9 protein-coding genes are annotated in these 12,332 nt (G+C 63.7%); 4 read left to right on the top strand and 5 right to left on the bottom strand.

What is annotated here, in order from left to right; all coding sequences use genetic code 11:
* The first annotated feature begins 67 nt into the window (after positions 1–67).
* From DPV74_RS11420 to DPV74_RS11405, 4 genes are all read left to right on the top strand, one after another.
* Positions 68–1,300 carry a CaiB/BaiF CoA-transferase family protein gene (locus tag DPV74_RS11420; RefSeq protein ID WP_119337182.1) on the top strand — a complete coding sequence of 411 codons (1,233 nt, stop codon included), beginning with the start codon at positions 68–70 and terminating at the stop codon, positions 1,298–1,300.
* An 85-nt stretch (positions 1,301–1,385) separates the two neighbouring features.
* The gene (locus tag DPV74_RS11415) at positions 1,386–2,141 is read left to right on the top strand and encodes an acetoacetate decarboxylase (protein WP_059698789.1); all 756 of its coding nucleotides are present in this window, start codon (positions 1,386–1,388) and stop codon (positions 2,139–2,141) included.
* 21 nt (positions 2,142–2,162) lie between these two features.
* On the top strand, positions 2,163–3,368 hold the full coding sequence (locus tag DPV74_RS11410) for an acyl-CoA dehydrogenase family protein (RefSeq protein ID WP_060172464.1): 1,206 nt from the start codon (positions 2,163–2,165) through the stop codon (positions 3,366–3,368).
* A gap of 28 nt (positions 3,369–3,396) precedes the next feature.
* A complete protein-coding gene (locus DPV74_RS11405) occupies positions 3,397–4,332 on the top strand; it encodes a 3-hydroxyacyl-CoA dehydrogenase NAD-binding domain-containing protein (protein WP_119337181.1) in 936 nt (311 codons plus the stop codon).
* 298 nt (positions 4,333–4,630) lie between these two features.
* Here the strand turns inward: DPV74_RS11405 and DPV74_RS11400 are convergent, their stop codons facing one another.
* From DPV74_RS11400 to DPV74_RS11380, 5 genes are all read right to left on the bottom strand, one after another.
* Positions 4,631–6,142 (bottom strand): NuoM family protein, encoded by a 1,512-nt coding sequence (locus DPV74_RS11400; protein ID WP_119337180.1) that lies wholly within the window; start codon positions 6,140–6,142, stop codon positions 4,631–4,633.
* 233 nt (positions 6,143–6,375) lie between these two features.
* Complete coding sequence (locus DPV74_RS11395; RefSeq protein ID WP_119337179.1) at positions 6,376–7,311, bottom strand: electron transfer flavoprotein subunit alpha/FixB family protein; 936 nt, start codon at positions 7,309–7,311, stop codon at positions 6,376–6,378.
* Between the two features lie 16 nt (positions 7,312–7,327).
* On the bottom strand, positions 7,328–8,077 hold the full coding sequence (locus DPV74_RS11390) for an electron transfer flavoprotein subunit beta/FixA family protein (RefSeq protein ID WP_119337178.1): 750 nt from the start codon (positions 8,075–8,077) through the stop codon (positions 7,328–7,330).
* A 202-nt stretch (positions 8,078–8,279) separates the two neighbouring features.
* On the bottom strand, positions 8,280–9,977 hold the full coding sequence (locus tag DPV74_RS11385; RefSeq protein ID WP_119337177.1) for an electron transfer flavoprotein-ubiquinone oxidoreductase: 1,698 nt from the start codon (positions 9,975–9,977) through the stop codon (positions 8,280–8,282).
* Between the two features lie 13 nt (positions 9,978–9,990).
* A complete protein-coding gene (locus DPV74_RS11380) occupies positions 9,991–11,781 on the bottom strand; it encodes an acyl-CoA dehydrogenase (protein WP_119337176.1) in 1,791 nt (596 codons plus the stop codon).
* Between the last annotated feature and the right edge of the window lie 551 nt (positions 11,782–12,332).

Raw genomic sequence — 12,332 nt, 5'->3', positions numbered from 1 at the left:
AGCGGCAATCGGGGCACGCCCCATCGACGCCGCTCCTCTCTCTCAACCTCGAATTCGGAACACTTCCATGTCAGACGGAAAACACGTGTTTTCAGGCCTCAAGGTACTCGACCTCGCGAGCTACATTGCCGGCCCCGCGGCCACGACGATCCTCGCCGACTTCGGCGCGGATGTCATCAAGATCGAACCGCCCGGCACCGGGGACGTCTATCGCTTCTTTTCGATCATTCCCCCGAACCCCGTCGCCGATACGAACTACGCGTGGCAGTTGACGAACCGCAACAAGCGCAGCATCGCGCTCGATCTCAAGTCGGAAGGGGCGCGCGAAGTGCTGACGCGCCTCGTTCGCTGGGCCGACGTCCTGGTCGTCAATTTCCCGCCGCGCGTGCGGGCCGCGCTGGGCGTCACCTACGAAGATCTCGCGCCGCTCAACCCGAAGTTGATCTACGCCGACATTACCGGCTACGGCGCGCAGGGTCCGGAAGCCGATACCCCGGGCTTCGACGTCACCGCGTACTGGGCACGTTCCGGCCTCATGGAAGTCACCCACGACGCCGGTAGCCCGCCGACGCTTCCCATTCCCGGCATCGGCGATCACGCGACAGCGACGACCCTCTACGCCGCGATCGTCACTGCACTTTACGAGCGCACCAAGACCGGCAAGGGCGGCCACGTCACGACTTCCCTGATCGCCAATGGCATCTGGGCCGCGGCGGCATGGGTCGAAGGCGGACTCAACGGCGGCAAGTTCTTCCCGCAGCATGATCGCAAAAGCCCGCCGAATGCGCTGCTCAATCCGTACCAGACGAGTGACGGGCGCTGGATCCTGCTGGTCGCTGCGCAACGCAAGGAGTGGGCGCCCTTCGTCCGTGCAATCAACAGGCCCGAACTTCTGGACGATCCCCGCTTCGCCGACGAGCAATTGCGCGTGAAAAACGCGGCCGCGCTGGTCGACATCCTCGATCCGTTGTTCGCCGGTCAAACGCTGACCGTCTGGAAACAGGCGCTCACCGCCGAGCGCGTGATTTTCGGTGTCGTTCAGATCGCCGAGGAAATCATCAACGATCCGCAACTCGAGATCAACGGGATCGTCGTGCCGCTCGAGGTGCCGGGACAACCTGCCACGAAGACGGTCAGCAATCCGATCCATATCGCGAGTCAGCAGAAGGTCAAGCCCGTCGCGGCGCCGCATCTCGGCGAACACGGCACGGAGATCCTGGCCGAAATGGGCTTCGACGATGCCGAGATCGCCCGTCTGCAGGATGCAGGCGTGGTCGCCCGCTTCGGCGACCAGACCTGACACATCGCGCGGCCACATGGCTTGAATGCCTCCCCTGGCAACCCCCACCGGCTGGCCGATGCCAGCCGCACACACGGAGCCTTTCATGACTGAAGACGAAATCCGCGCTCACGCGTATGCCATGCCGATCGGCAGCCCGGCTTATCCGAAGCCGCCGTTCCGGTTCATCGATCGCGAATTCATCATCATCACCTATCGCACCGATCCCGAAGCGCTGGCTCGTGTGGTACCCGCTCCGCTGCTTCCGACCGAACCGATCGTCAAATACGAGTTCATCAAGATGCCGGACTCGAGCGGCCTCGGTTCCTACACCGAATCGGGCCAGGTCGTCCCCGTATCGTTCAACGGCGCACCCGGTGGCTTCACGCATGCGATGTACCTCGACAGCGAAGCCGGCATCGCTTCCGGCCGCGAATTGCTCGGCTTTCCGAAGGTACTGGCCCAGCCGAAGCTCGAAATCCGCAACGACGCGCTGGTGGGCACGCTCGACTACAACGGCGTGCGGGTCGCGACCGCGACCATGGGATACAAGTACGAGCCGCTGGATCTTGCCGCTGTCAAGAAGACGCTCGAAGCGCCCGGCTTCCTGCTGAAGATCCTGCCGCACGTCGACGGCTCGGCCCGCGTCTGCGAGCTGGTCAAGTATTACGTGAGCGACATCACCGTGAAGGGTGCGTGGACCGGGCCCGCCTCCCTGGAACTGCATCCGCATTGTTTCGCGCCGGTCGCCAAGCTGCCGGTGCTCGAGGTGCTGTCCGCCGTCCACATCCTCACCGATCTGACGATCGCGGGCGCGGAAGTCGTCCACGACTATCTGCAAGCACCCGCGAACGCATCCTGAAACCGTATCAAGGACATCATCATGACCGCCCCCTCGAAGCCCAACCACCCGCTTCCGGCCCCCGATAGCGATTTCTACCTGATTCGCGAGTTCCTGAGCGAGGACGAACGCGCACTGCTGAAGCGCGTGCGCACGTTCATGGAAGAACGCGTTGCGCCGGTAATCAACAAGTTCTGGGCCGCGGATGCGTTCCCGTTCGAGTTGATTCCCGAAATCAGGGACCTCAACATCGTCGGCGTCGGATTCGAAGGCTACGGCTGCGCCGGCGGCAGCACGCTTCTCGACGGCTTCATCGCGATGGAACTCGCGCGTGTCGACTCGTCCATCTCGACTTTCTACGGCGTCCATAGCGGCCTGGCCATGGGGTCGATCTATCTCGGCGGATCGGAGGAGCAGAAACAGAAATGGCTGCCCCCGATGGCACGGCTGGAGAAGATCGGGTGCTTCGGGTTGACCGAGCCGCTGGTCGGATCGGGTGCCGGCGGCGGCCTGCTGACCACGGCCAAGCGCGAAGGCGATACGTGGGTGCTCAACGGCCAGAAGCGGTGGATCGGCAACTCGCCGTGGTGCGACATCTCGATCATCTGGGCACGCGATGTCGACGACAATCAGGTCAAGGGATTCATCGTCGAGAACAAGACGACCCCCGGCTTCTCCGTCGAAAAAATCGAGAACAAGATCGCACTTCGCGTCGTACAGAACGGCGTGATCACGCTCGACAACTGCCGGGTTCCCGAAGAGAACCGCCTCCAGGGCGACGTGTCGTTTCGCGACACCGCACGCGTGCTGCGTCTCACCCGTCAATACGTTGCGTGGGAAGCCGTCGGTTGCAGCATGGGCGCCTATGAGCACGCGCTGCGTTACGCGCAGACCCGCGAGCAGTTCGGCCGCCCGATCGCGTCGTTCCAGATGATCCAGGACCACCTCGCCAAGATGCTCGGCAATATCACTGCGTCGCAATGCATGGTCGTCCGGCTCGCCGAGTTGCAGGACGAAGGCAAGCTGCTCGACCAGCAGTCGTCGCTGGCCAAGGCGTTCTGCACGAGCCGCATGCGCGAAACCGTTGCGTGGGCGCGCGAGATCTTCGGCGGCAACGGCATCGTTCTCGACTACAACGTCGCACGTTTCTTCGCCGACGCGGAAGCACTCTACTCGTACGAAGGCACGCGCGAAATGAATCACCTGATCGTCGGCAAGGCCGTTACCGGCTTCAGCGCGTTCGTCTGAACCCACTCCATTCGAAGGATCAAAATCCATGAGCAAGGAAATCAAACGCGTGGCCATCATCGGCACCGGTGTCATCGGCGCCAGCTGGGCCGCGCTGTTTCTGGCCAAGGGCCTGGATGTCGTGGCGACCGACATCGCCCCGGATGCCGAGCCGAAACTCCGCGCATTCATCGATGCGGCCTGGCCCGCTCTCGAGCAGTTCGGGCTCGCGCCGAATGCATCCCGGGAGCGGCTGCAGTTCACCGCCAATCTCGACGAAGCGGTTACCGGCAGTGATTTCGTGCAGGAAAACGGCCCCGAGCGGATCGACTTCAAGAAGGATCTCTACAAGCATCTCGACGCCATTCTGGCGCCGGACGCAATCATCGCGTCGAGCTCTTCGGGCCTGACGATGAGCGAGATCCAGTCGGCCTGCGAGCGCCATCCCGAGCGCTGCGTGATCGGCCATCCGTTCAATCCGCCGCACCTGATTCCGCTCGTCGAAATCGTCGGCGGCGCGAAGACGTCACGGGAAACGATCGAACGGGCAACCGCGTTCTATACGAGCCTGGGAAAAAAAACCATCCAGCTCAACAAGGAAGTGCCCGGCCACGTCGCCAACCGTCTTCAGGCCGCGCTCTGGCGCGAGATCGTGCATCTGATCTCGGAAGACGTCGTGAGCGTCGAGGACGCGGATACCGCAGTGTGCTGGGGGCCGGGCCTGCGTTGGGGCATCATGGGCCCGAACATGCTGTTCCATCTCGGCGGCGGCCAGGGCGGCATCGAACACTTCTTCGACCAGTTCACCGGCCCGATGACCGCGTGGTGGAACGTGCTCGGTTCGCCGAAGATCACGCCCGAACTTCGTCAGAAGGTGATTGCCGGCGTTCATGAGGAGGTCGCCGGCCAGTCGATCGATCAGCTCGCGGCGCGACGCGACGAAGTGCTGCTCGGTCTCCTTGCCCTGCGGCGAGACGCAAACTAAGGCCGCCGTTGCCGTGACTGCCGGGCCGACCGGCCCGGCAGTCCCTATCCTTTGCCATTCCGACGTATCGAGCGCGGCTGACCACAGGCGTGCTCGCCTCTCCGGACATCGGCACAACAGGTCAATTGCCGCTACGCATTCGCAACGTGTTTCACTTCGACGGCAATCCCGCTCGGAAAACGTCGCGCGTTACCCGTGCCATACGTCGCTTGCGTACGCTGGAACATGAAGTGTTTCGAATCGGCGGAGCCCTCGGTGACTACGCTCGCTTGCCGCGAAACGGACGCAAATGGCTGTGCTAGCGAACCGCCGTGCGCTCACCAAGGTGTGACGTTTCCGCGAGCTTGGATCGCATCGAATCCTGAACGACGGCCGATGTCGTCTGCTCCAGGGTCGCGATGAAGTACCTGGGTGCCACACCCAGCCCGAGGACGATGACGGCCAGCGGAACGAGCAGTGCACGCTCCCTCCGGCCAAGATCCGTGAGTCGCGCAACTCGCTCGTTCTTCACGGCGCCGAATATGACCCGCCTGACACCACGCAGCGTGTAGGCCGCACCGAGAACGAGCGTCAGTGCAGCAGCGCCCCCGATCCAGAAGTTCGCCTTGATCGCGCCCATGATCACAAGAAACTCGCCAACGAATCCCGAGGTGCCCGGCAGCCCGAGATTGGCCATCGAAAACAGCACTGCCAGGGTCGCATAGCGGGGCATGACGTTCGCGACGCCACCGAGCGCATCGAGCGAACGTGTCTGCGTCCGTTCGTACAACATCCCGGGGCAGATCAGCAGCGCTCCCGAAACGAGGCCGTATGAAATCATCTGGACGATCGCACCTTCGACGGCAAGCTGGTTGAACAGGAACAAGCCGAGCGTGACGAGCCCCATGTGCGCAATCGTCGAGTACGCCAGCAAGGCGCTCAGTTCCGTCTGGACCAATGCGATGAGACTCGCATAGATGACGGTAAACAACGATAGCGCGATCATTGCCGGCGCGAGCACGCGGCTCGCGTCCGGGGCAATCGGCAGCATGAACCTCAGGAACCCGTATCCGCCGATCTTGACCATCCCCAGCATGATTGCCGCGCCGATCGGCCCCTCCGCGTAGGCGTCTTTCAGCCAGCCGTGGACCGACCACATCGGCAGCTTCACCGCGAAGGCGGCGAGAAACCCGCAGAAAATCAGCAACTGCGGCACGAGATCGAGCTTCATCTCATGCCAGACGTGCATGTCGAAAGTATGGGAGAGGCTGAATAGATACAGCATCGAGGCCAGCAGCAGGAGCGAGCCTGCGAAGGACATGAAGAAGAACTTCACGGCCGCATACGAACGGCGCTTGCCGCCCCACGCCCCGATCAGGAGATACAGCGGAATCAGCGTCGATTCGAAAAACACGAAGAACAGCATCCCGTCGAGCGACACGAACACGCCGACCATCAATCCGGAGAGGATCAGCACAGCGCCGAAATACTGGGCGACGCGTGTCGTAACGGCCTGCCATGATGCGCCCACGATCAACAGCGTCGTGAGCGCGGTCAATACGACCATCCAGAGCGACACACCATCCACGCCCACTCGCCAGCTTATTCCGAGCGTTGCCAGCCAGGGCCGGTTCTCCACGAACTGCATCGCCGGCGCTTGCGTATCGAATTCAAACAGCAGCGGCATCGTGGCCACAAGCCCGGCCAGTGCGCCCACGAGCGCCAGCATGCGCGTCAGCGTCGGGCGGCCATCCGATCCCGCGCAGCGAACGGCGACGCCGAATAACACTGGCGTCCATACGGATAAAGTAACAAAGGGGATTGAATGCATACGGTACGCGTGTGTGCGAAATCGGTTATTTTTTTGTTCAGATAGTATTCCGAAGTTATCGACCGCCATCACTTCCCGGCGCCCTTGCTTCCAAACCCTATCTCTTCCGGATCATTCTGAATGTCCGGCCGACAGCCGGCGGTCGACCGGGATGCGCCGGATTCCGGGGCCCTGCGGTTCCGGACACGATCATCGCGTCCGGAACCGAATGGAGCGAGCCAATCCCGAAGTGATCAGCCGAGCTCGTTCACGAGCTCCGGCACGAGCGCGAACAAATCGCCGACGAGGCCGTAGTCGGCCACGCTGAAGATCGGCGCTTCCGGATCCTTGTTGATCGCGACGATCACCTTCGAATCCTTCATGCCGGCCAGATGCTGGATCGCACCCGAGATGCCCACCGCGATGTACAGCTGCGGTGCGACGATCTTGCCGGTCTGGCCGACCTGGTAGTCGTTCGGCACGTAGCCGGCGTCGACTGCCGCGCGCGATGCGCCGAGTGCCGCGCTCAACTTGTCCGCCAGCGGCTCCAGCACCTTCGTGTAATTCTCGCCGCTGCCCAGACCGCGGCCGCCCGACACGATGATCTTCGCGCTCGTGAGCTCCGGACGGTCCAGCTTCGTCACTTCACGGCTCACGAACTGCGACTTGCCGACGTCTGCCGCCGCCTCGATCTTCTCGACCGCTGCGCTGCCGCCTTCCGCTGCAACCGGATCGAAACCCGTCGCGCGCACCGTGATGACCTTGATCGGGTCGCTCGACTGCACCGTCGCGATCGCGTTGCCCGCGTAGATCGGGCGCTCGAACGTGTCGGCACTGTCAACCGCCGTGATGTCCGAGATCTGCGCGACGTCCAGCTTCGCGGCGATACGCGGCGCGATGTTCTTGCCGTAAGCCGTTGCCGGCGCGAGGATGTGCGAATAGTCCTTCGCGATGTTCAGCGCGGTCGCTTCGACGTTTTCCGCGAGACCTGCTTCGAGTTGCGGCGCGTCGGCCAGCAGCACCTTCGATACACCCGCGATCTTCGCTGCCGCGTCGGCTGCGCCTTGCGCATTGTGGCCTGCGACCAGCACGTGAATGTCGCCACCGATCTTCGCTGCCGCCGCCACCGTGTTCAGCGTCGCGGCCTTGATCGACGCGTTGTCGTGTTCTGCAATCACCAGAATCGTCATTTCTTTCCGCTCCCTCTTACAGCACCTTGGCTTCGGTCTTCAGCTTCTCGACCAGCGTCTTCACGTCCGGCACCTTCACGCCGGCCGCGCGCTTCGGCGGCTCGGCCACCTTCAGCGTCTTCAGACGCGGCGCGACGTCCACGCCGAGGTCTTCCGGCTTCACCGTTTCCAGCGGCTTCTTCTTCGCCTTCATGATGTTCGGCAGCGTCACGTAGCGCGGCTCGTTCAGGCGCAGGTCGGTCGTCACGACCGCCGGCAGCGTCAGCGACAGCGTTTCCGCGCCGCCGTCGACTTCGCGTGCAACCGTTGCCTTGCCGTCGGCCACCGTCACCTTCGACGCGAACGTCGCTTGCGGCAGGCCGGCCAGCGCGGCCAGCATCTGGCCCGTCTGGTTCGAATCGTCGTCGATCGCCTGCTTGCCGAGGATCACCAACTGCGGCTGTTCCTTGTCGACCAGCGCCTTCAGGATCTTCGCGACGGCCAGCGGCTCGACGCTGTCGTTCGATTCGACGAGGATCGCGCGATCCGCGCCGATCGCCAGCGCCGTGCGCAGCGTTTCCTGCGCTTGCGTCACGCCCACCGACACCGCGATCACTTCGGTCGCGACGCCCGCTTCCTTCAGGCGCACCGCTTCTTCCACCGCGATTTCGTCGAACGGGTTCATCGACATCTTCACGTTCGCGATGTCGACACCCGTGTTGTCCGACTTCACGCCGACTTTGACGTTCGCGTCAACGACTCTCTTTACTGCAACAAAAATCTTCAAGGCATTCTCCTGAATATCAACACCACCACATTCACCAGGGGCATCGGGAAGACAAACCTGGACTACGCGGCCCCCGCCACCTTTTACGATTTCACATGGATGCGTGTTACCGCTCCATGCGGCGCTCGTCTATGCGTGCGCGAAGAACATCGACCAGCACCGGGTAGCCGCTCATGTCATCCAGTCCCACTGGCGCGATGCGTTACATGTTCGGGTAATTCGGCCCGCCACCGCCTTCCGGCGTGACCCACACGATGTTCTGCGTCGGGTCCTTGATGTCGCAGGTCTTGCAGTGCACGCAGTTCTGCGCGTTGATCACGAGGCGATCGCTGCCGTCGTCGTTCTTCACGAACTCGTACACCGCTGCCGGGCAGAAACGCCCTTCCGGCCCCGCATACGTGCGCAGGTTCACGTTCACCGGCACGTTCGCATCCTTCAGGGTCAGGTGCGCCGGCTGGTTCTCTTCATGGTTCGTGTTCGAGATGAACACCGACGACAGCCGGTCGAACGTCAGCTTGCCGTCCGGCTTCGGGTACTCGATCGGCTCGCACTGCGACGCCGGCTTCAGCATCTCGTGGTCCGCGTGCTTGTGATGCAGCGTCCACGGGACGTTGCCGCCCATCACCTTCTGCTCGAGCCCGACCATCAGCGTACCGAGGTACAGGCCCTTCGCCATCCACTGCTTGAAGTTGCGCGCGCGGTACAGCTCCGTGTACAGCCACGATTGCTTGAACGCATCCGGGTACGCATTGAGCTCGTCCGACTGGCGGCCCGCCTGCACCGCGTCGAACGCGGCGTCGGCGGCCAGCATGCCGGTCTTGATCGCCGCGTGGCTGCCCTTGATCCGCGACGCGTTCAGGAAGCCCGCGTCGTCGCCGATCAGCGCGCCGCCCGGGAACACCGTCTTCGGCAGCGACAGCAGCCCGCCCGCCGTGATCGCGCGCGCGCCGTACGACACGCGCTTGCCGCCTTCCAGGAACGCACGGATCGACGGGTGCGTCTTGTAGCGCTGGAATTCCTCGAACGGCGACAGGTACGGGTTCGTGTAGCCCAGGCCCACCACGAAGCCGACCACGACCTGGTTGTTGTCCATGTGATACAGGAACGAGCCGCCGTAGGTGTCCGACTTCAGCGGCCAGCCGGCCGTGTGGATCACGAGGCCCGGCTTGTGCTTCGCGGGGTCGATTTCCCACAGCTCCTTGATGCCGATCCCGTACGCCTGCGGATCGGCATTCGCGTCGAGCTTGAACTTCGAGATCAGCTGGCGGCCGAGGTGGCCGCGGCAGCCTTCGGCGAACAGCGTGTACTTCGCGTGCAGTTCCATGCCGAGCTGGAAGTTCTCGGTCGGCTCGCCGTCCTTGCCCACGCCCATGTTGCCGGTCGCGACGCCTTTCACGGAGCCGTCGTCGTTGTAGAGAATCTCGGCGGCCGGGAAGCCGGGGAAGATCTCGACGCCCAGCGCTTCGGCCTGCTGGCCCAGCCAGCGGGTCACGTTACCCAGCGAAATCACGTAGTTGCCGTGGTTCTGGAAGTTGGCGGGCAGCGCCCAGTTCGGCGTGGTGACCGCGCTTTTCTCGGACAGGAACAGGAAGCGGTCTTCCGTCACCTCGACGTCGAGCGGCGCGCCGCGTTCCTTCCAGTCGGGGAACAGTTCGGTGATCGCGCGCGGGTCCATCACCGCGCCCGACAGGATGTGCGCGCCGATCTCGGAGCCCTTCTCGAGCACGCACACGCCGATTTCGGTGCCTTTCTCGGCGGCCAGCTGCTTGAGCCGGATCGCCGCCGACAGCCCGGCGGGGCCGCCGCCGACGATCACGACGTCGTATTCCATCGATTCGCGCGGGCCGTACTGCTGAACGAGTTCGGCCGTACGGTGCGTACCACGATCTATCGCTTCCATGATGGTGCCCAGTTCAGAACTGGTCTTCCGACAGGGCCAGGATGCCTTCCCCGCCCTTCACGCTGACGATCGATGCGCTCAACCCCAGCGCCTGCGGCAGGATGAATTCCGCGAAGCACTGCGCGGTAGCGATCTTGGCGCCGTAGAACGACGGGTCCTCCGCCTGCTTGTGCGACGCGACCAGCATTGCACGCGCCATCTGCCACCCGCTCAGCACGATGCCGGCCAGCTTCAGATACGACACGCTACCGGCGAACACGCCATTGGGATCGCGCTTCGTATTCGCGACGACATGCTCGACCGCCGTCTTCAGTGCCTGCGCACCCGCCTCGAGCTGTCGACGCATCGATTCGAACGGCGCACCTTGCACGGCCGCAAGCGCGTCGACGGTCTTGCCGATCTCGGCGAGCAGGGCCGAGGCCACCGCGCCGCCGTCGCGCAACGTCTTGCGACCCACGAGGTCGTTCGCCTGGATCGCCGTCGTGCCTTCGTAGATGGTCAGGATGCGCGCGTCGCGGTAGTACTGCGCCGCGCCCGTTTCCTCGATGAACCCCATCCCGCCGTGCACCTGCACGCCCAGGCTCGTCGCTTCCAGCGATGCCTCGGTACTCCAGCCCTTGACGATCGGCACCAGGAATTCGTAAATCTCCTCGTTCCGCGCGCGCGTCGCTTCGTCGGGGTGGCCGTGCGCGAGATCGCTATGTGCGGCCGCCACATACGCCAGTGCCCGTGCGCCTTCCGTCAGCGCACGCATCGTGCCGAGCATGCGGCGCACGTCCGGGTGATGAATGATCGTGACCGACTCCTTGGCCGATCCGTCGACCGGGCGGCTCTGCACGCGCTCCTTCGCATACTCCACTGCCTGCTGATAGGCGCGGTCGGAGATACCGATGCCCTGCATGCCGACCGAGAACCGCGCCGCGTTCATCATGATGAACATGTATTCGAGGCCGCGATTCTCTTCGCCGACCAGGTAGCCGATCGCGCCGCCGTTATCGCCGTACTGCAGCACCGCCGTCGGGCTCGCCTTGATCCCGAGCTTGTGCTCGATCGACACGCAGTGCACGTCGTTGCGTGCGCCCAGCGAGCCGTCCTCGTTGACCAGGAACTTCGGCACGATGAACAGCGAAATGCCCTTCACGCCTTCCGGCGCGTTCGGCGTGCGCGCCAGCACCAGGTGGACGATGTTGTCCGCCATGTCGTGCTCGCCCCACGTGATGAAGATCTTCGTGCCGAACACCTTGTACGTGCCGTCGCCCTGCGGCTCCGCACGCGAACGCACCAGCGCGAGATCCGAGCCCGCTTGCGGCTCGGTCAGGTTCATCGTGCCGGTCCATTCGCCCGAGATCAGCTTCGGCAGATAGCGTTGCTTCTGCTCGTCGGTGCCGGCCGTCAGCAGCGCCTCGATCGCGCCGTCGGTCAGCAGCGGGCACAGAGCAAAGGCGAGGTTCGACGCATCCAGCATCTCGGCACACGGCGTCGCGAGCAGCTTCGGCAGGCCTTGGCCACCGAATTCGACCGGATGCTTCACACCTTGCCAGCCGCCTGCCGTGAATTGGCGGAACGCGTCGGCGAAGCCCGGCGATGCCGTCACGGCGCCGTCCTTCCAGATCGTCCCGTTCCGGTCGCCCGACACGTTGAGCGGCGCCACGACTTCGCCGCAGAATTTCGCGGACTCCTCAATGACGGCTTGCGCAGTTTCAGCGGTTGCATCTTCGAAGCCAGGCAGCGTGGCGATCTGCTCCAGGTTCGCCAGTTCGTTGATCGCAAAGAGGATGTCTTTGACCGGGGCGATATAGCTCATCGCACATCTCCACATTGTGTGATGCGTGCAACAACACGCGGGAAGACGCGCTATGGGTCGAGCGCGTCTGATTGATGCGCTCATCCTAGTCTCGGCCCCGGCTTATCCGGATACCCAAACCTGCCCATTGACTGACAAAACACGCCAAATCAATGCGATTCGTCAAACCTGCGCACAGGTTGACGCGATTTGTCACTTCCGAGACCGATTCAGTCACTGCCGGCGGCCCCTTCCGGATGCGGATACCGGGTGCGGCGAACGCGCTCCGTCGGTCAGCCGCCGCCGACACGTCCGCACGTTGAGCCGATTCGACTGCAATCCGATGGAGAAGGAATGGAGAAACGGGCGCGAGGCAATCGCGGCAAAGCGCGTCGCGCCCGGCGGCCGCGACGCGTTGCCGCGCAGCACGGCAACTGGCGTGGAGTGCTACAAGCCTTGCGGCCGGTGGCCGCACGCGACACGGTCATCCGCGCGCGTTCGTGGCCGGGCCGGCCGCGTGATATGACAATTGATGCCTCGATTTGCCGGCGGTTCGACGAAGACCTCGCCGC

Source organism: Burkholderia sp. HAN2018, assembly GCF_024704855.1.
In the GTDB taxonomy this organism is placed as follows: domain Bacteria; phylum Pseudomonadota; class Gammaproteobacteria; order Burkholderiales; family Burkholderiaceae; genus Burkholderia; species Burkholderia cepacia.
This window is presented reverse-complemented; position numbering and strand designations above follow the sequence as displayed.